This is a genomic window from Microbacterium sp. VKM Ac-2923 (genome assembly GCF_022815605.1).
Classification (GTDB): domain Bacteria; phylum Actinomycetota; class Actinomycetes; order Actinomycetales; family Microbacteriaceae; genus Microbacterium.
Map to the genome: position 1 here is coordinate 228,239 of NZ_JALGRP010000001.1, position 17,944 is coordinate 246,182.

Sequence of the window (17,944 nt, forward strand, 5' to 3'; positions counted from 1 at the left end):
CATGAATTTCAAGAAGATCACGCGCAACCCGATCATCTACGTTCTGTTGGTCGTTCTGCTTCTGATCATCGGTTTCTCCCTCATCTCCAACCTCACCGGTGCCCGTCAGGTGTCGACGAAGGAAGGTCTGGAACTGCTCAAGGGCAGCACCGTGACCAAGGTGGTGACGAACGACCCCGATCAGCGCGTCGATCTGACGCTCTCGCAGCCCTTCGAGGGCGCCGACAGCGTGCAGTTCTACTTCGGCCAGGCCCGCGCCGAGGAGGTGGCCAACGCCATCGACGCGGCCGCCCCCTCCGACGGCTTCAACGATGAGGTGCCCCGGCCCAGCTGGTTCGACGGCTTCCTCGGCCTCATGCTCCCGCTGGTGCTCCTCGGACTGCTGTTCTGGTGGTTGCTCTCCAGCGCCCAGGGCGGCGGCAGCAAGGTGATGCAGTTCGGCAAGTCGCGGGCCAAGCTCGTCACCAAAGAGACGCCGACGGTCACCTTCGACGACGTCGCCGGCTCCGACGAGGCGATCGAAGAGCTCGACGAGATCAAAGAGTTCCTCAAGGACCCCAAGAAGTTCGAAGAGGTCGGCGCCCGCATCCCCAAGGGCGTGCTGCTGTACGGCCCTCCGGGAACCGGCAAGACCCTGCTGGCCCGCGCCGTCGCGGGTGAGGCGGGCGTGCCGTTCTACTCCATCTCGGGCTCGGACTTCGTGGAGATGTTCGTCGGTGTCGGTGCGAGCCGCGTGCGCGACCTCTTCAACCAGGCCAAAGAGAGCTCGCCGGCCATCATCTTCATCGACGAGATCGACGCCGTCGGCCGCCACCGCGGCGCCGGCATGGGCGGCGGTCACGACGAGCGCGAACAGACGCTGAACCAGATGCTCGTCGAGATGGACGGCTTCGACCCCAAGGTCAACGTCATCGTGATCGCGGCGACCAACCGTCCCGACATCCTCGACCCCGCGCTGCTGCGCCCGGGCCGTTTCGACCGGCAGATCGGCGTCGACGCTCCCGATCTCAAGGGTCGCCAGCGCATCCTCGAGGTGCACGGTCGCGGCAAGCCCCTGTCCGACTCCGTCGACCTCGAGGTCGTCGCGCGCAAGACCCCCGGCTTCACCGGCGCGGATCTCGCCAACGTGCTCAACGAGGCGGCGCTGCTCACGGCCCGATCTAACGCGCAGCTCATCGACAACCGCGCGCTCGACGAGGCGATCGACCGCGTCATCGCCGGTCCCCAGCGGCGCACGCGCGTGATGAAAGACAAAGAGAAGCTCATCACGGCCTACCACGAGGGTGGTCACGCGCTCGCGGCGGCGGCGATGAACCACACCGACCCCGTCACGAAGGTCACGATCCTCCCTCGCGGCAAGGCCCTGGGTTACACGATGGTGCTGCCGCTCGACGACAAGTACTCCATCACCCGCAACGAACTGCAGGATCAGCTGACGTACGCCATGGGCGGCCGCGTCGCGGAGGAGATCGTCTTCCACGACCCCACCACCGGCGCATCGAACGACATCGAGAAGGCGACGAGCATCGCCCGGAAGATGGTCACCGAGTACGGCATGACGAACGAGGTGGGTCCGGTCAAGCTCGGCTCCTCCTCCGGCGAGGTCTTCATGGGCCGCGACATGGGCCACGGCCGCGACTTCTCGGAGCGCATCGCCGAGCGTGTCGACGCCCAGGTGCGCGCGCTCATCGAGCAGGCGCACAACGAGGCCTACCAGGTGATCAACGACAACCGCGAGGTGCTCGACCGGCTCGCGCTGGCGCTGCTCGAGAAAGAGACGCTCGACCACAACGAGCTCGCCGAGATCTTCACCGACGTCAAGCGCCTCACGCCGCGTCCGCAGTGGCTGTCGTCGGGTGATCGTCCCGTCTCGACCCAACCGCCCGTGAACGTACCCCGTCGTGAGCAGTTGGCCGGTGTCGCGGCATCCACCGAAGCCGAGGCCCAGGCCCAGGCTCAGGCGCAGCCCCGTCCGAGCGGACAGACGCGCCCGGCCACCGCCTGAGGCGCCGTGGCCGTCGATCGAGAACGGATCGCAGCGCTCGTCCGCGAGCTGCTGGAGGCGATCGGGGAGAACCCCGATCGCCCCGGCCTGCGTCAGACCCCGGCGCGCGTGGCCGAGTCGTGGACCGAGTTCTTCGGGGGAGTGGGGCAGGATGCCGGTGCCCCCCTGCAGCACACGATCTCGGTGACGCGGGGGCCGGCGCCCGACACCCTGCCGTCGGGCGCGGTGATGGTGCGCGACATCGCGTTCCGCTCGATGTGCGAGCACCACTTGCTGCCGTTCCGCGGTCACGCCCACGTGGCGTACCTCCCGGGCGAGGAAGTGGTGGGACTCGGCGCCCTCCCGCGCGTCATCGACATCCTCGCCGCCCGCCCGCAGGTGCAGGAGCGGTTGGGCGAGCAGATCGCCGATGCCATCGACTCGGCGCTCGACGCGCGCGGAGTGCTCGTCGTGCTCGACGCCGCGCACGAGTGCGTGACCATGCGCGGCGGCCGCCAGCCCGACGCCTCCACGGTGACGATCGCCGCCCGCGGCGCCTACCTCGAGCCCGCGGCGCGCGCCGAACTCATCGCCCTCATCGGAGCGCGCGCGTGACCCTGGTCATGGGGATCGTCAACGTCACCCCCGACTCCTTCAGCGACGGCGGCCGTTACCTCGACCCCGACGTCGCGGTCGCCCACGCCCGCTCGCTCCGCGCGCAGGGCGCCGATCTGCTCGACGTCGGCGGTGAGTCCACGCGGCCGGGAGCCGAGCGGGTGGCGCCCCGGGTGGAGCAGCAGCGAGTGCTCCCGGTCGTTGCGGCGCTGGCATCCGAGGGGGTTTTCGTGAGCATCGACACCATGAACGCCTCGACCGCGGTCGCCGCGGTCGACGCGGGGGCGCGGCTCGTCAACGACGTCTCGGGCGGGCTCGCCGACCCCGACATGCTCGCCGCCGTCGCCGACGTGCACGTGGACATCGTCCTGGGGCATTGGCGCGGGCCGTCGAGCGAGATGTACGCCCGGGCCGACTATTCCGACGTGGGTCGTGAGGTGGCCGCGGAGCTCCGGGAACGCGTGGCCGCCGCCGTCGCCGCGGGGATCGACCCGTCACGCATCGTCGTCGATCCCGGCATCGGGTTCGGCAAGCGCGGCGCGCAGAACTGGGAGACGCTCCGTGCGCTGCCGTCGATCGGCGCCTCGGGATATCGGACGCTGGTGGGAACCAGCCGCAAGCGGTTCCTCGCCGAGACCCTCGGCGACGAGGATGCCGACCTCACCCGACGCGACCTCGCCACCGCCGTGACCAGTGCCCTCGCCGCCCGGGCGGGCGCGTGGGCGGTGCGCGTGCACGACGTACCGACCACGCGCGACGCCCTCGCCGTCGCGCGCGCCTGGGGGGCCTGATGGATGCCATCGACCACATCACGCTGACGGGCGTGCGCGCCTACGGGTACCACGGCGTGTACCCCGACGAGAAGCGCGAGGGGCAGGAGTTCGTGGTCGACGCGGTGCTCGCCCTGTCGCTGCGACGTGCGGCCGAGACCGATGATGTCGTCGACACGGTGCACTACGGCGAGCTCGCGGAACGTCTCGTCGCGGTCGTCGCGGGCGAACCCGTCGATCTCCTCGAGACGCTCGCGCAACGCTTGGCCGACGACGTCCTGCGTGACGGCCGCGTGGAGTCGGTGACCATCACGGTGCACAAACCGCAGGCGCCCATCCCGGTGCCGTTCGGCGACGTCGCGGTGACGATCACGCGAGGCCGCCCATGAGCGTGCGGTTGGCCCACGGCATGGGTGAGGCACCCCGGGCCACGCCGGTCGAGGCGGTCGTCGCGCTGGGCGCCAACCTCGGCCGCCGCGCCGAGACGTTGGCCGCTGCGGTCGACGAGCTGACGCGACTCACCCTGACGACCGACGTCCGCGTCTCGGAGCCGATCGAGACCGTCGCCGTCACGGTCGACGGCGAGGACGAAGACGCGCCGCGGTATCTCAACGCCGTCGCGGTCCTGCGGACCCGCCTCGCCCCGGCCGAACTGCTCGCGTCGTTGCACCGCATCGAGGCGCGGCACGGACGCGAGAGGCGCGAGCGATGGGGCGATCGCACCCTCGACCTCGACCTCATCGCCTACGGGGATGAGTCCATCGATCGCGACGACCTCGTCGTGCCGCACCCCCGGGCCCACGAACGCGAGTTCGTGCTCGCCCCGTGGGCCGCACTGGACCCGGATGCCGAGATCCCCGGGCGCGGGCGCATCACCGACCTCTTGGAAAGGCTCCGACGATGAGGCGCACAGGTGCCGGCATCCTCACCATCGCCGCGGTCGTTGGCGCGGCGGTCGGGTTCATCCTGGACACGATGCTGACCGCGATGGGACGCGCGACGTTCACTCCGGCGGCCAGCCTGCCGACGATCCTCGCGCTGCTCGGGGCCGTGATCGTTGCGCTGGCGGTGTCGGTCTTCCGCGCGTCCCGGGGTCGCGGCGGTCGACCGGTCAATCCGTTCCAGGCCCTGCGCATCGCGATGCTGGCGAAGGCATCCTCGTTGCTCGGCGCGGCCGCGTTCGGCTTCTCGCTGGGGCTGATCGTCTTCCTGACGACCCGTCCGGTGACACCGTCGCTAGGCTCGATGGGAACGATCGTCGCGACGCTCGTGTGCGCTGTCGTCCTGGTCGCCGCGGGACTCGTTGCCGAGCAACTGTGCACCATCCGGAAGGACGACGATGACGACACCCCCGGAAACACCCCGACCGGACCCGTCGGCGCCTGACGCCGACGTCGAGGTTCCGCTTCACCAGGACTCGAGCCCCGGGGCGTCTGCGGACGGTGCCTGGCCTCAGCCCGATCCCCTCGCCCGATTCGTGGCACCGGCGGCGGGGGCGTTGCCCGACCCGGGCGTCGGTCGCCCTGATGCGCCGCCTGTCGAGGTCGAGAGGGCGCCGGAGGCCCCGGTGGGAGCGCGTCTGCGTCGAGACCGCCCGGCGGGTACGGCCTCAGCGGGCGCGCCTGAGCGGGAGGATCGGCGGCCCCGCGACGAGCTCGTCGGCGAACGGGTCGTCGATCCCGGCGAGGGGACCGTGGCCGGCGATCTCGGCCCCAGCGAGGGGACCGGGCCGGTCGATCCCGGTGCGCGCGAGGGGAGCGCCGTGCTCAGCGACCGCACCTACGACCGCATCCTCGAGCCCCGGTCGGACCGCCGCCTTCCGCTCGGCGACGGGACCTGGCACCAACTGGCTCGGGCGTACGTGCGCGTCCAGCTCATCACGCAGGGCGCCGTCTTCGTCCTCGTGATCGTCGCCGCCGTGGCGGCGCAGGTGATCACCGGGGTGCGGTGGCAATGGATCCCGGCGGGCGTCATCCTTCTGATCACCCTGATCGGGCTCATCATCACACCGCGGCAGGCCCGGTCCTTCGGCTACCAGCTGCGGCACGACGACCTCGTGTTCCGCCGGGGCATCCTCTGGCAGAGGGTCGTGGCGGTGCCCTACGGCCGGATGCAGCTCGTCGACATCACGCACGGCCCTCTGGATCGCGGTTTCGGAATCGCCCAGCTCAAGCTCGTGACCGCGGCCGCTTCGACGGGGGTCACCATTCCGGGGCTCACGCAGGAGGCGGCCGAGCATTTGCGCGACACGCTCGTCGCCGTGGCCGAGACGCGACGGACGGGACTGTGACCGACGCGGAGGCGCCCGGCGATCCGAGGTCCGCGGATCCCGCGGACGATCTCGGACGCGTGTCGGAGGGCGACCCGGGCAGGCCGAGGTCCACGGATCCCGCGGACGATCTCGGTCGCGCGTCGGAGGGTCAGATCGGATCGGGGCTCGAAGCGGGTCCGCCGCCGGGGCGCATCGGCCTGATCTCCGTCCGATCGCCGTACAGCGACGGGCAATGGCATCGTCTGCATCCCCTCACGCCGTTGCTGCGCGGGGGGCTGACGCTCCTCGTCATCATCGGCGTGATCGTCGCCAATCTGCGCGAGCGCCTCGTGGAGTTCCTCTTCCCGGTCTTCACCGACCTGCCGCCGGGTGAACTGCCGCCCGACCCGGTCGACTTCATCCTCGCGAACAACCTCATCCTCATCGTGGGCGGCGCGACTCTGGCGGTGCTCGTCGTCCTGCTGGTGCTTTTCCGGTTGTCGTGGCGGTTCCACACGCTGCGTATCGGCGACGACGACGTCGAAGTGCGCTCGGGCGTGCTGTTCCGCACCCATCGCCGGGCGCCCCTGGATCGCGTGCAGGGCGTCAATCTCACGCGACCGATGATCGCCCGGCTGCTCGGGCTGGCGAAGCTCGAGGTCGTCGGCGCGGGTCTCGACGCCAACGTCAAGCTCGAGTACCTGTCCGGGAAGGATGCCGAGGCCATCCGCGGAGATATCCTGCGGCTCGCATCGGGTCGCCGTCTGGCGGCGGAGCGGACGCCGGAGGGCCAGCGGTCTTCGCTCGCGCGCCAGGCCGCGGCCGCGGTGGGCTCGGGGCTGCAGGGACTCGTCGACGGGGAGGACTTCTCCGACTCCGAGCCCGAGAGCATCGTGCGCATCCCGATCGGGCGGCTCGTGGCATCCCGTATCCTGAGCGGCTCGACGCTGTTCCTCATCGCCCTCGTCGGGGGGATAGCGGTGGCGGCGTCGCTGTCGACGCTCTGGCTCCTGTTCACCGTCATCCCGATGTTCCTCGCGTTCGGGGCGTACTACGTGCGGTCCATCGCGCGCGGTCTGCGCTACTCGATCGCGCCGACGCGCGATGGGGTGCGGGTGACCTTCGGGCTGTTCACCACCGTCTCCGAGATCGTGCCGCCCGGACGCGTACACGCCATCGAGGTGCGTCAGCCGCTGCTGTGGCGCCCGTTCGGGTGGTGGACGGTGTCGGTGAACCGGTTGTCGGGTCGGTCCTCGACCGATACCAGCACCGACCAGTTCGCCGCCGTGCTGCCCATCGGCACGCGTGAAGATGTGGAGCGCGTGCTGGGCATCCTCGCGCCGTCTCTCACCGGCGATGAGTGGACGGGAATCTTCCGCGACGGCATCTTGGGTCCCGTGGACGACGACCCCTACGTGACGACTCCGGCCCGCGCGCGCTGGCTTCGGCCGATGTCGTGGCGCCGCAACGGGGTGCTGCTCACGGCCGATTCCCTCCTGATGCGTCGGGGATGGGTATGGCGCTCGTTGAGCGTCCTCCCCCTCGCGCGTCTGCAGTCGGTCGGCCTGGAGCAGGGGCCGCTGGCCAGGGCGTTCGGTGCGGCGACGCTCACCGGCCATGTGATCGCGGGGACCGTGCAAACCTCGGTCGGTGCCCTCGACCGCGAAGAGGTGGTGCGCATGTTCGAGCGGACCGCGCACGCAAGCGTCGACGCGGCCGCGACTGACCGCAGCCACCGGTGGGCCGGATGAGCGGCCGCGACGGACGCCTCGGCGTCGGAGTGATCGGCGCCGGCCGTGTGGGTCCCGTTCTGGCTGCGGCTCTCGCCGGGGCCGGGCACGCCCTGACCGGCATCACCTCGGGCTCGGATGACGACCGGGTCGAGGCCATCCTCCCCGGACTCCCCGTTCTGACCGCCGACGAGGTCGTGCGGCGTAGTGAGTTGGTCGTTCTCGCGGTGCCGCACGACCAACTGCCGAGCCTGGTGACGGGGCTCGCCGACCTCGGGGCCTGGCAACCGGGCCAGCTCGTGCTGCACACCGACGCCGCGTACGGCGTGCGTGTCCTCGACCCCGCGGTCCGCCTCGGGGCGATCCCGCTCGCGATTCATCCGGCCATCGTCTTCACGGGAGCATCGTCGATCGACCTGCGGCAGCTGGCCCAGGCGTACGCCGCCGTGACGGCGCCGGCGCCGGTGCTGCCCATCGCGCAAGCGCTGGCGGTCGAACTCGGATGCGAGCCGGTGGTGGTCGCCGAGGGCGACCGCGGCACGTATGCCGAGGCGATCGCGACCGCGACCGAGTTCTCGCGCTCCATCGTTCGGCAGTCGTCGGAGATGCTCGCGCGCGTCGGTGTCGACAACCCCGGCGGATACCTCTCCGCGCTCGTACGCTCGAGCGTCGACCAGGCCCTCGTGGAGGGGGCGGGCCGTCGAGCACCCGACAGCGACGCTACGATCGACGAATGATCCGCACCCTCGAGGATCTGCGCACCCGACTCGGTCAGATCCGAGGCGCAGACCGGTCGTCCGGCGGCCCCCGCGTCGCACTCGTTTCGACGCTGGGAGCCCTGCACGACGGCCACGTCGACCTCATCCAGGCGGCGCGCGAGCGCGCCGACGTGGTTGTCGTGTCGACCTTCGTCAATCCGCTCCGCTTCCGCACCGCCGATGAGACGGCGGCTTACCCGCGGTCGCCCGAGGCCGACGAGCGCGTGCTCGACGATCTCGGCGTCGATGTCGTGTTCGCGCCCACCGCGGCGGAGTTCCTCCCCGCGGGTACCGCGACCACGCGCGTGTCGGCAGGAGATGTCGGGTTGCGTTACGAGGGGCGTGCGCGTCCGTTCTACTTCGACGGTGTGCTGACGGTGGAGGCGAAGCTGTTCCACCTGGTCCGTCCCGACGTCGCCGTCTACGGCGAGCGCGACCAGCAGCGGGTGTTCCTGGTGCAGCGGATGGTGCGCGACCTCGACTTCGCGATCGACATCGCCACGGTCCCGACGGTCCGCACGGACGAGGGCCTCCCCGTGTCGAGTCGCACCGCTCTGCTCGAGCCCGCCGATCGACGCGCGGCCGCCAAGCTGCCGCGGGCGCTGGAGGCTGCGGCATCCAACTCCGATCTGGGCGTCGACTCGTGCATCGCCGCCGCCCAGTCGGCACTCATGGGGGAGCAGCGCATCGCGCTCGAGTACCTCAGCGTGGTGAACCCCGCCACGTTCCTTCCCGTCGACGATGGTCATCGCGGTCGCGCACTTGCCCTCATCGCCGCGACCGTCGGTGGGCACCGCTTCATCGACAACGCGGAGATCTCGCTGCGCTGACACGAGCGCCTGGGGCGGGTGCGCCGTCCGCCGTCGCCCCGGGGCGTCCGACCGCGACGAATAGACTGGGGGCGACCCCGAGGAGCTTCACGATGACCGACGCGCCCGCGAACGACGCCGCCGAACCCACCGAAGACGAGGTCTTCGAGCAGAAGGCGGTGCGCCTGGCCAAGCGCGAGCGCCTGCTCGCCGAGCGCGCCGACGCAGCGGGCGGACCGTACCCGGTCACCGTTCCCATCACCGCGACCATCCCCGAACTTCGAGCGCGCTTCGGCGAGCTCGAGGCCGGGGCCGAGACCGGCGAGGTCGTCGGTGTCGCGGGTCGCGTGGTCTTCAGCCGCAACACCGGCAAGCTGTGCTTCGCGTCGCTGCAGTCCGGTGACGGCAGCCGCATCCAGGCCATGGTCTCGCTCGCGAGCGTCGGTGACGAGTCGCTGCAGGCGTGGAAAGAGATCGTCGACCTGGGCGATCACGTCTTCATCTCGGGCGAGGTGATCTCCAGCCGCCGTGGAGAGTTGTCGATCATGGTCGACGGGTGGAGCGTGGCGGCGAAGGCGGTGCTCCCGCTGCCGAACCTCCACACCGAACTGAGCGAAGAGAGCCGGGTGCGCAGCCGGTTCCTCGATCTCATCGTCCGCGATCGCGCCCGTGAGACGGTGCTGGCCCGCGCGAAGGTCAACGCCAGCCTGCGCCGCACCTTCACCGAGCGCGATTTCGTCGAGGTCGAGACCCCCATGCTGCAGGTGCAGCACGGAGGTGCGAGCGCGCGTCCGTTCACCACGCACTCCAATGCCTTCGACACCGAGCTGTATCTGCGCATCGCGCCCGAGCTGTTCCTGAAGCGCGCGGTGGTCGGCGGCATCGACCGGGTCTACGAGATCAACCGCAACTTCCGCAACGAGGGCGCCGACTCCACTCACAGCCCCGAGTTCGCGATGCTCGAGGCCTACCAGGCCTACACCGACTACAACGGCATCGCCGATCTCACGCAGACCCTCATCCAGAACGCGGCGATCGCCGTCGCCGGCTCCACGACGGTGACGTGGGCCGACGGCACCGAGTACGACCTCGGGGGCGACTGGGACCGCATCTCGATGTACGACTCGCTGTCGGAGGCGTCCGGCCGTGTGATCACGCCCGAGACGACGCTCGACGCGTTGCGATCGCTGGGCGCCGAGAACGAGGTGGACGCCCCGCCGCACGAAACCCACGGCAAGTGGGTCGAAGAACTGTGGGAGCACTTCGTCAAGCCCGGCCTCACCCGCCCGACTTTCGTCATGGACTTCCCCGTCGACACCAGCCCGCTCGTCCGCGAGCACCGCTCCATCGCCGGTGTGGTGGAGAAGTGGGACCTGTACGTGCGCGGATTCGAGTTGGCCACCGGCTACTCCGAGCTCGTCGACCCGGTGATCCAGCGTCACCGCTTCACCGAGCAGGCGAAGCTCGCCGCGCGCGGCGACGACGAGGCCATGCCCATCGACGAGGAGTTCCTCCGTGCCCTCGAGCACGGCATGCCCCCGACCGGAGGGATGGGTATGGGCATCGACCGGCTGCTGATGGCCATCACCGGACTCGGGATCCGCGAGACGATCTTGTTTCCGCTGGTGAAGTAGGCCGCTCGAACACCCACTCGGGCAGTCGGCCGGCGTCGATCATCGTGCGCATGATCTCGCTGAGACCGTGCGTGCCGTCGATCGCGAGAGCGGCGTCGACATAGAACGCGGCGTGCGTGGAGCGTCCTGACGCCCACGCGAGCCATGCGCACGCCGAGAGCGCACCAGGCCGGCGCGGAGGAGTGGCGAGTGACGCCACCCGGCGGCACACGTCGAGTCCGGCTCGCAATCGGTCGGGGTCGGGCTGTGCGCCCTCGCCCCACATCGGACGGGCGAGATCCTCGGGTACGGGTTCGCCGCCGCGGAAGGCAGTCTGTGCCCGGAAGACGGCATCGCCCGTGGCCAGGTCGCCGGTCCACTGCATCAGGGCGACGTCGCGCAACGCGGGTCGTTCCAGACAGAACGCCAACGCCGCCATGCGGGTGGTGTCCACCTGTTCCGGCTGCGCGACCGCGTGCTCGAACAGACAGGGCGGGTCGGCGATCTCCGCGGCAACGGCGTCGGCGGCGACGCGACGTGCGGGGGAGAGGCGGCGACGGTCGCGCGACCGTCGGAGCGCGTGCTCGACGTCGACCAGGAGTCGTTCGACTCTCTTCGCGTCCTCCGAGGACGCCGCGGGGAGGCGGGCGGCGGACAGATGGTCGCCGCTGACATCGTGGTCCAGCCCGTCGAAAGCGGCATCCTGGATCTCGGCGAGAGGATGCGACGCGGGCGCGGGCTCGAGATAGCTCGCCCATCCGTCGGGGCCCACGACGAGTGCGTCGATGACGCGCAACCCGCAGATGTCGGCTCGAGCGCGAACGGCATCCACGAGTCGGGTGCGGGGTGCGCCGGCATCGCTCGTCACGGGATCGTCGGTGTAGACGGCGATGGCGACGGCGTCGGTGCGGGTCACCTTGCAGGCCATGCCGATGACGGTCGAGGCCACCCCCTCTTCGGTGGGGGCGTCGTCGTCGGGGGGCAGGTCGACGCGCATCGCCCCGAGCGAGCGCCCCCGATGGAACGGGACGACGACGAGGCTGTCCCGCGGCGTGCATTCGAGCAGGTGCGGGACGAGGGAGAGGAAGGCGGGTGACGAAGTGGCTCGCACGACGGTGGTGGTCATGGGTCGAGAGTGGCCGTCGGGGGAGGTCCCATTCGGGTCGGATTCGCTCGATCGTGGATCATCGCACGCATTCGCCGGATGGGGAGGAGGCGCGGGCGGGCGTTCGTCCAGCCGCCCCGGGTATCCTCGGAGCATGGACGAGACCTGGATCGCGATGCTGTGGGCGATCCTGCCGACCCTTGTGGTCTCCGTCGTCTTCTTCTTCATCCTCCGCAACGTCATCCGCATGGACCGCACCGAGCGCAAGGTCTACGCGCGGATCGAAGCGCAGGAGCGGGCCAAGCGAGGCCTCCCGCCGGTGGCTCCTCCGGGCGACGGCGCCGCGAACTGACGCTCGCGCGATCGCTGTCGCAGGTCATCGCTACGCTGGGTCCACAACCCTTCCAGGAGGACCCGTGATCAACGCCACGTTCGACGCGAGCTGGCTCGTGATCACGCTGTTCGTCGTCGACCTGGTCGTGCGCATCGCCGCCATCATCATCGTGCCCCGAAACCGGCGTCCCACCGCGGCGATGGCCTGGCTCCTGGCGATCTACTTCATCCCGTTCGTGGGAGTGTTCCTCTTCCTCCTCATCGGCAATCCGCGCCTGCCGCGCAAGCGGCGGCGCAAGCAGGCGGCGATCAACGAGTACATCCACGACACCAGCGCATCGCTCGAGTTCGGAACGCTCCGACCCCACGCCCCGCAATGGTTCCGTGCTCTCGTGCAGCTCAACCGCAACCTCGGCGCCATGCCCATCGCGGGTGACAACGCCGCCACCCTCATCGCCGACTACCAGCAGAGCCTGGATGCCATGGCCGAGGCGATCCGGCAGGCCACCCGCTACGTGCACGTCGAGTTCTACATCCTGCAGTCCGACGACTCCACCGACAACTTCTTCCGCGCGCTCGAAGAGGCCGCCGAGCGCGGTGTCGTCGTGCGTGTTCTGCTCGATCACTGGGCCAACCGCGGCAAGCCCTTCTACAAGCAGACACTTCGCCGCCTCGACGCGATGGGCGCACACTGGCACCTGATGCTCCCGGTTCAGCCGCTGCGGGGGCGCTGGCAACGGCCCGACCTGCGCAATCACCGCAAGCTGCTCGTCATCGACGGCGACGTGGCCTACATGGGGTCGCAGAACGTCACCGACTCCTCGTACAACCTGCGCAAGAACATCCGCCGCGGCCTGCACTGGGTCGATCTGATGGTCCGGGTCGAGGGTCCGGTGGTCGCGAGCATCAACGCCGTCTTCCTCTCCGACTGGTACAGCGAGACCGACGAGACCCTGACCGACGAGATCGACCTGTTCAGCGTGACCTCCGGCCCCGGCGACCTGGACTGCCAGATCGTGCCGTCGGGTCCGGGCTTCGACTTCCAGAACAACCTCAAGCTGTTCCTCGGGTTGCTCTTCGCGGCGAAGGAACGGATCATCATCGTCAGCCCCTACTTCGTGCCCGACGAAGCCCTGCTGCTCGCCATCACCACCGCGTGCCAGCGCGGCGTGCACGTGGAACTCTTCGTGTCGGAGGAGGGCGACCAGGCCATGGTCTACCACGCCCAGCGCAGCTATTACGAGGCGCTGCTGCGTGCCGGCGTCGTCATCTGGATGTACCGCAAGCCGTTCATCCTCCACAGCAAGAGCGTGACGATCGACGACGAGGTCGCCGTGATCGGTTCGAGCAACATGGACATGCGCTCCTTCGGTCTGAACCTCGAGGTGTCGATGCTCGTCCGTGGCGAGGAGTTCGCCCGTGACATGCGGGCCGTCGAAGACCACTACCGCGGATTGAGTCGTCAGCTCACGATCGAGGAGTGGCGACGCCAGCCCCTGCGCTCGACGATCCTCGACAATCTGGCGCGCCTCACGTCCGCGCTGCAGTGAGGCGACGCGGCATTCGCCGCCGGCATCCAGGAAGTTTCGCCATCATGGGTCGGAACCGAACCGTCCCCCGGAGGTTTTCATGTCCCGCCGTCGTTTGACTCTCATCGGCCTGCTGGGTGCGGGCATGCTCACCGCCGGAGCCCTGACCGGCTGCGCCTCCGGCGCGGCGTCGGCGCCGTCATCGTCTTCGCCCCCGGATGCCGCGACCGCGGAGCCCGCGGGCGACGTCGGAGCCGCGTGGGTCGATGCGGGCCGCGCAATCGCGGTGGTCACGTACGGCAGTTCGTCGTGCGTCCCCGCTGTGAGCGCCGAGCCGCAGATCGCCGACGGGGCTCTCACGGTCGATCTCGTCGAGCCGTCGCAGGAGCCCTGCACGCGAGACATGGCGCCGCGCGCCACGCTGGTGGGGCTTCCGGCGGGAACCGACGCGACCGCCGACCTCGCCGTGCGGGTGACGGGGGCCGCGGAGGGCGAGACGACCCTTACCGGGCTGGCGGAGGTGCCCGCGGCATCCGAGGACTTCGCGCCGAGCGCCGGCTGGGTGAGCTCGACGCTCGTCGCGATCGTCACGTACGGCAGTTCGAGCTGCGTTCCGACCGTCGAGTCGGTGAGCACCGACGGAAGTGACGTGGCGGTGCAGTTCGCCACGCCGCCCGCCGACCAGGTCTGCACGATGGACTACGCCGCGCGCGTGACGCTGGCCGACGTGGGGGCCGAGGCGGGCGACGGCTCCGTGTCCCTCGTGCTGTCCGGGGGGAACGTCCAGGTCGAAGGCCCCGTCCCCGTCCTCGGCACACGCTGACGCGGCGGCGTCAGCGCTCCACCACGAGCAGGTCGCCGACCTCGCACTCCAGGACACGGCAGATCGCGGCGAGCGTGGAATAGCGAATGGCCCGGGCGCGGTCGTTCTTCAGCACCGACAGGTTCACCACCGAGACCCCGACCAATTCGCTGAGGCGGGTGAGGGTCATGCTGCGGGCATCGAGGAGCTCGTCGAGGCGGCAGTGGATGCCGCTCGGCCCCTCTTCCGCGGGTGCCGGGGTCATACGAGACCCTCCGTGTCGCGCTGGAGGCGGTCGCCGACGGCGAAGACGGTGCCGGCGAGGGCGACGACGAATGCGACAGTGAAGATGGTGAGGACGTCTACCGTCCCGACGACGGCGCGGTCGTACGTGCCGTCGGACACCAGAGCGAGCGCACCGTTCACGGCCATGTTGTGGAAGAACGGCACGAAGTACATGCCCGTGATGGCGACGATGCCGGCCCCGGTCACGAGCGCGGTGTGCGCGCGAGAGAAGATGCGCCCGCGCAGGATGCCAAGGCACAAGACCAGCAGCAGTGTCACCACGGTCACCATCGTGACGGCGAAGAGCGTGTGGCTGATGACGAGCGCCACGAGGGACGGGGCCTGCAGCGATGCCACCGTCACCGAGGCGGAATCCAACTGGACCGTTACCGCCGCCCCGTTCGGGCCGAGCGGCGCCTGCGCCTCGGTCGCGACGAAGGGTGCCAGCAGAGTGATGTCGCGATTGGGAAGGACGTTCGCCAGGTTGATCACGGTCTGCACGACGGAGGCGACGGCGATCGCAAGGCCGCCGACGAGGAAGAGGACGAAGCCCACGGTGTCACCGCGGGAGAGGGGGCCGGAGATGGATCGGGGGGATGCCATGAGGCGCTCCTTATCGATGATCGATGCTATTGATTGTCGATAATGTAACGACTGTCGATACGTTCTGCAAGACCGGTCGCCCCGGCGGTATGCCCACGGCGAACACGCGTCCCTGGCGTCCGGCCGCTGGTTACTCTCGATGTACGGCGCGCGGAGGCGTGCCTGTCAGCCCATTTTTGGAGGGACTGAGGATGTTCGAAAGATTCACCGATCGTGCTCGTCGTGTGGTGGTGCTCGCCCAAGAAGAGGCGAAGATGCTGAACCACAACTACATCGGCACCGAGCACATCCTTCTCGGCCTCATTCACGAGGGCGAAGGCGTGGCTGCCAAGGCGCTGGAGTCGCTGGGTATCTCGCTCGACGCCGTGCGCGAGCAGGTGCAGGACATCATCGGACAGGGGCAGCAGCAGCCCACCGGTCACATCCCCTTCACTCCGCGTGCCAAGAAGGTTCTCGAGCTGTCACTGCGCGAAGCGCTGCAGCTCGGCCACAACTACATCGGCACCGAGCACATCCTGCTCGGTCTCATCCGCGAGGGCGAGGGCGTCGCCGCCCAGGTGCTGGTCAAGCTCGGCGCCGATCTGAACAAGGTGCGCCAGCAGGTGATCCAGCTGCTCTCGGGTTACCAGGGCAAGGAGCCCGCGGGCGTGGCATCCGGTGCCGGCGAGCAGACCCAGGGCGCGGCACAGGGTGGATCCGCCGTGCTCGACCAGTTCGGTCGCAACCTCACGCAGGCCGCGCGCGACAACAAGCTCGACCCCGTCATCGGGCGCGAGAAAGAGATCGAGCGCGTGATGCAGATCCTGTCGCGCCGTTCGAAGAACAACCCCGTCCTCATCGGTGAGCCCGGCGTCGGCAAGACGGCGGTCGTCGAGGGACTCGCACAGGCCATCGTCAAGGGCGACGTGCCCGAAACGCTCAAGGACAAGCAGGTCTACTCGCTCGACCTCGGTTCGCTCATCGCCGGCTCGCGGTACCGCGGTGACTTCGAGGAGCGCCTGAAGAAGGTCACGAAAGAGATCCGCACGCGCGGCGACATCATCGTGTTCATCGACGAGATCCACACCCTGGTGGGTGCCGGTGCCGCCGAGGGGGCGATCGACGCCGCTTCGATCCTCAAGCCCCTCCTGGCCCGGGGCGAGCTCCAGACCATCGGTGCCACCACGCTGGACGAGTACCGCAAGCACTTCGAGAAGGATGCCGCGCTCGAGCGTCGCTTCCAGCCGATCCAGGTGGCCGAGCCCAGCCTGCCCCATGCGATCAACATCTTGAAGGGTCTGCGCGACCGTTACGAGGCGCACCACAAGGTGCAGATCACCGACGGCGCCATCGTCGCCGCGGCGAACCTCGCCGACCGCTACATCAGCGACCGGTTCCTTCCCGACAAAGCGATCGACCTGATCGATGAGGCCGGCGCGCGCCTGCGCCTGTCGATCCTCTCGTCGCCGCCGGAGCTGCGCGAGTTCGACGAGAAGATCGCCAAGGTCCGCGAGCAGAAGGAGTTGGCCTCCGAAGAGCAGGACTTCGAAAAGGCCGCCTCGTTGCGTGACGAGGAGAAGTCGCTGCTCGCTGAGCGCCTGCGCCTCGAGAAGCAGTGGCGTTCGGGCGATGTCGCCTCCCACGCGGTGGTCGACGAGGGTCTGATCGCCGAGGTGCTCGCCCAGGCGACCGGCATCCCGGTGTTCAAGCTCACCGAAGAAGAGTCCAGCCGTCTCATGTTCATGGAGAAGGCGTTGCACCAGCGCGTCATCGGCCAGGAAGAGGCGATCGCGGCCCTCTCGCGGACGATCCGTCGTCAGCGGGCCGGCCTCAAGGACCCGAAGCGTCCCTCGGGCTCGTTCATCTTCGCCGGCCCCACGGGTGTCGGAAAGACCGAGCTCGCAAAGGCGCTCGCGGAGTTCCTCTTCGACGACGAGGGCGCATTGATCTCGCTCGACATGTCGGAGTTCGGTGAGAAGCACACCGTCTCGCGTCTGTTCGGTGCCCCTCCCGGGTTCGTCGGCTTCGAAGAGGGTGGTCAGCTCACAGAGAAGGTGCGCCGCAAGCCGTTCTCGGTCGTGCTCTTCGACGAGATCGAGAAGGCCCACCCCGACATCTTCAACTCCCTGCTGCAGATCCTCGAAGAGGGGCGTCTGACCGACGGTCAGGGTCGTGTCATCGACTTCAAGAACACGGTGATCATCATGACGACGAACCTCGGTTCGTCGGCGATCGCCGGAGGCCCGGTGGGCTTCCAGGTCGAGGGCAACGCCCAGACGTCGTACGAGCGGATGAAGGGCAAGGTCGACGAAGAACTCAAGCGTCACTTCAAGCCCGAGTTCCTCAACCGCGTCGACGACGTCATCGTCTTCCCGCAGCTGAGCAAGCCCGAGCTTCGGCAGATCGTCGGGCTGTTCGTGAAGCGTCTGGCCGACCGTCTGCTCGATCGCGACATGACGGTGGAGTTGTCGGACGACGCGAAGGACAAGCTCATCGAGATCGGCTTCGATCCGACCCTCGGCGCCCGTCCGCTCCGTCGCGCCATGCAGCGCGAGGTCGAAGACCGCCTCAGCGAGAAGATCCTGCACGGCGAGCTCGAGGCCGGCGACCATGTCAAGGTGAGCGTCGAGAACGGTCAGTTCTCGTTCGAGACCAGCCCGCGCGGCGAGAAGGTCGCGCTCGGCGTCGGGACGGTCGGCGAGATCGCCGCAACGCCCGACACCCTCGCCGGTAGCTGACGCGTCGCAGACACGACAGGGACCCGGATGCCATGGCATC

Annotated in this window: 18 protein-coding genes; 15 read left to right on the forward strand and 3 right to left on the reverse strand. The window is 69.2% G+C overall.

Annotation, left to right across the window (positions count from 1 at the left end; genetic code table 11):
* The first annotated feature begins 1 nt into the window (after nt 1).
* The 11 genes from ftsH to lysS all read left to right on the forward strand — a co-directional run bounded on the left by ftsH (nt 2) and on the right by lysS (nt 10,551).
* Nucleotides 2-2,005, forward strand: coding sequence for an ATP-dependent zinc metalloprotease FtsH (ftsH, locus tag MT347_RS00990; RefSeq protein ID WP_243497214.1), 2,004 nt, complete (start codon nt 2-4; stop codon nt 2,003-2,005).
* 6 nt (nt 2,006-2,011) lie between these two features.
* Nucleotides 2,012-2,599, forward strand: coding sequence for a GTP cyclohydrolase I (gene folE / locus MT347_RS00995; protein WP_243497215.1), 588 nt, complete (start codon nt 2,012-2,014; stop codon nt 2,597-2,599).
* Entirely contained in the window at nt 2,596-3,390 is a 795-nt protein-coding gene (gene folP / locus MT347_RS01000; RefSeq protein WP_243497216.1) for a dihydropteroate synthase, read from the forward strand. Before folE ends, folP begins: the two co-directional genes overlap by 4 nt.
* Complete coding sequence (gene folB / locus MT347_RS01005; RefSeq protein WP_243497217.1) at nt 3,390-3,758, forward strand: dihydroneopterin aldolase; 369 nt, start codon at nt 3,390-3,392, stop codon at nt 3,756-3,758. The genes folP and folB overlap by 1 nt, the downstream gene beginning before the upstream one ends.
* The gene (gene folK, locus MT347_RS01010; RefSeq protein WP_243497218.1) at nt 3,755-4,273 is read left to right on the forward strand and encodes a 2-amino-4-hydroxy-6-hydroxymethyldihydropteridine diphosphokinase; all 519 of its coding nucleotides are present in this window, start codon (nt 3,755-3,757) and stop codon (nt 4,271-4,273) included. Before folB ends, folK begins: the two co-directional genes overlap by 4 nt.
* Entirely contained in the window at nt 4,270-4,755 is a 486-nt protein-coding gene (locus tag MT347_RS01015; RefSeq protein ID WP_243497219.1) for a DUF3180 domain-containing protein, read from the forward strand. Before folK ends, MT347_RS01015 begins: the two co-directional genes overlap by 4 nt.
* A 307-nt stretch (nt 4,756-5,062) precedes the next feature.
* A complete protein-coding gene (locus MT347_RS01020) occupies nt 5,063-5,659 on the forward strand; it encodes a PH domain-containing protein (RefSeq protein ID WP_374206469.1) in 597 nt (198 codons plus the stop codon).
* A complete protein-coding gene (locus MT347_RS01025) occupies nt 5,656-7,371 on the forward strand; it encodes a PH domain-containing protein (protein WP_243497220.1) in 1,716 nt (571 codons plus the stop codon). Before MT347_RS01020 ends, MT347_RS01025 begins: the two co-directional genes overlap by 4 nt.
* Nucleotides 7,368-8,087, forward strand: coding sequence for a DUF2520 domain-containing protein (locus MT347_RS01030; protein WP_243497221.1), 720 nt, complete (start codon nt 7,368-7,370; stop codon nt 8,085-8,087). Before MT347_RS01025 ends, MT347_RS01030 begins: the two co-directional genes overlap by 4 nt.
* The gene (gene panC, locus MT347_RS01035; RefSeq protein WP_243497222.1) at nt 8,084-8,938 is read left to right on the forward strand and encodes a pantoate--beta-alanine ligase; all 855 of its coding nucleotides are present in this window, start codon (nt 8,084-8,086) and stop codon (nt 8,936-8,938) included. Before MT347_RS01030 ends, panC begins: the two co-directional genes overlap by 4 nt.
* A gap of 92 nt (nt 8,939-9,030) precedes the next feature.
* A complete protein-coding gene (gene lysS, locus MT347_RS01040; RefSeq protein ID WP_243497223.1) occupies nt 9,031-10,551 on the forward strand; it encodes a lysine--tRNA ligase in 1,521 nt (506 codons plus the stop codon).
* On the opposite strand, the gene MT347_RS01045 is transcribed toward lysS, so the two are convergent.
* Entirely contained in the window at nt 10,502-11,656 is a 1,155-nt protein-coding gene (locus MT347_RS01045) for a DUF4192 family protein (RefSeq protein WP_243497224.1), read from the reverse strand. The two genes, lysS and MT347_RS01045, sit on opposite strands and share 50 nt — an antisense overlap.
* Before the next feature lie 133 nt (nt 11,657-11,789).
* On the opposite strand from MT347_RS01045, the gene MT347_RS01050 reads away from it, so the two are divergent.
* From MT347_RS01050 to MT347_RS01060, 3 genes are all read left to right on the forward strand, one after another.
* A complete protein-coding gene (locus tag MT347_RS01050) occupies nt 11,790-11,987 on the forward strand; it encodes a hypothetical protein (RefSeq protein WP_243497225.1) in 198 nt (65 codons plus the stop codon).
* Nucleotides 11,988-12,051: 64 nt separating this feature from the next.
* Nucleotides 12,052-13,518 carry a cardiolipin synthase gene (cls, locus tag MT347_RS01055; protein ID WP_243497226.1) on the forward strand — a complete coding sequence of 489 codons (1,467 nt, stop codon included), beginning with the start codon at nt 12,052-12,054 and terminating at the stop codon, nt 13,516-13,518.
* A 79-nt stretch (nt 13,519-13,597) separates the two neighbouring features.
* Complete coding sequence (locus tag MT347_RS01060; protein WP_243497227.1) at nt 13,598-14,320, forward strand: hypothetical protein; 723 nt, start codon at nt 13,598-13,600, stop codon at nt 14,318-14,320.
* A gap of 10 nt (nt 14,321-14,330) precedes the next feature.
* Here the strand turns inward: MT347_RS01060 and MT347_RS01065 are convergent, their stop codons facing one another.
* Both MT347_RS01065 and MT347_RS01070 read right to left on the reverse strand, forming a co-directional pair.
* Nucleotides 14,331-14,564 carry a helix-turn-helix transcriptional regulator gene (locus tag MT347_RS01065; RefSeq protein WP_243497228.1) on the reverse strand — a complete coding sequence of 78 codons (234 nt, stop codon included), beginning with the start codon at nt 14,562-14,564 and terminating at the stop codon, nt 14,331-14,333.
* On the reverse strand, nt 14,561-15,187 hold the full coding sequence (locus MT347_RS01070) for a hypothetical protein (RefSeq protein ID WP_243497229.1): 627 nt from the start codon (nt 15,185-15,187) through the stop codon (nt 14,561-14,563). Before MT347_RS01070 ends, MT347_RS01065 begins: the two co-directional genes overlap by 4 nt.
* A gap of 191 nt (nt 15,188-15,378) precedes the next feature.
* Between MT347_RS01070 and MT347_RS01075 the strand changes: the two genes are divergently transcribed.
* A complete protein-coding gene (locus tag MT347_RS01075) occupies nt 15,379-17,904 on the forward strand; it encodes an ATP-dependent Clp protease ATP-binding subunit (RefSeq protein ID WP_243497230.1) in 2,526 nt (841 codons plus the stop codon).
* Nucleotides 17,905-17,944: the final 40 nt, after the last annotated feature.

Coding starts and splice junctions, on each gene's coding strand:
- MT347_RS01070 (WP_243497229.1), bottom strand. CDS start 15,187: ATGGCATCCCCCCGATCCATCTCCGGCCCCCTCTCCCGCGGTGACACC.
- MT347_RS01015 (WP_243497219.1), top strand. CDS start 4,270: ATGAGGCGCACAGGTGCCGGCATCCTCACCATCGCCGCGGTCGTTGGC.
- MT347_RS01045 (WP_243497224.1), bottom strand. CDS start 11,656: ATGACCACCACCGTCGTGCGAGCCACTTCGTCACCCGCCTTCCTCTCC.
- folB (WP_243497217.1), top strand. CDS start 3,390: ATGGATGCCATCGACCACATCACGCTGACGGGCGTGCGCGCCTACGGG.
- folK (WP_243497218.1), top strand. CDS start 3,755: ATGAGCGTGCGGTTGGCCCACGGCATGGGTGAGGCACCCCGGGCCACG.
- MT347_RS01030 (WP_243497221.1), top strand. CDS start 7,368: ATGAGCGGCCGCGACGGACGCCTCGGCGTCGGAGTGATCGGCGCCGGC.
- MT347_RS01050 (WP_243497225.1), top strand. CDS start 11,790: ATGGACGAGACCTGGATCGCGATGCTGTGGGCGATCCTGCCGACCCTT.
- MT347_RS01075 (WP_243497230.1), top strand. CDS start 15,379: ATGTTCGAAAGATTCACCGATCGTGCTCGTCGTGTGGTGGTGCTCGCC.
- MT347_RS01065 (WP_243497228.1), bottom strand. CDS start 14,564: ATGACCCCGGCACCCGCGGAAGAGGGGCCGAGCGGCATCCACTGCCGC.
- lysS (WP_243497223.1), top strand. CDS start 9,031: ATGACCGACGCGCCCGCGAACGACGCCGCCGAACCCACCGAAGACGAG.
- MT347_RS01060 (WP_243497227.1), top strand. CDS start 13,598: ATGTCCCGCCGTCGTTTGACTCTCATCGGCCTGCTGGGTGCGGGCATG.
- panC (WP_243497222.1), top strand. CDS start 8,084: ATGATCCGCACCCTCGAGGATCTGCGCACCCGACTCGGTCAGATCCGA.
- ftsH (WP_243497214.1), top strand. CDS start 2: ATGAATTTCAAGAAGATCACGCGCAACCCGATCATCTACGTTCTGTTG.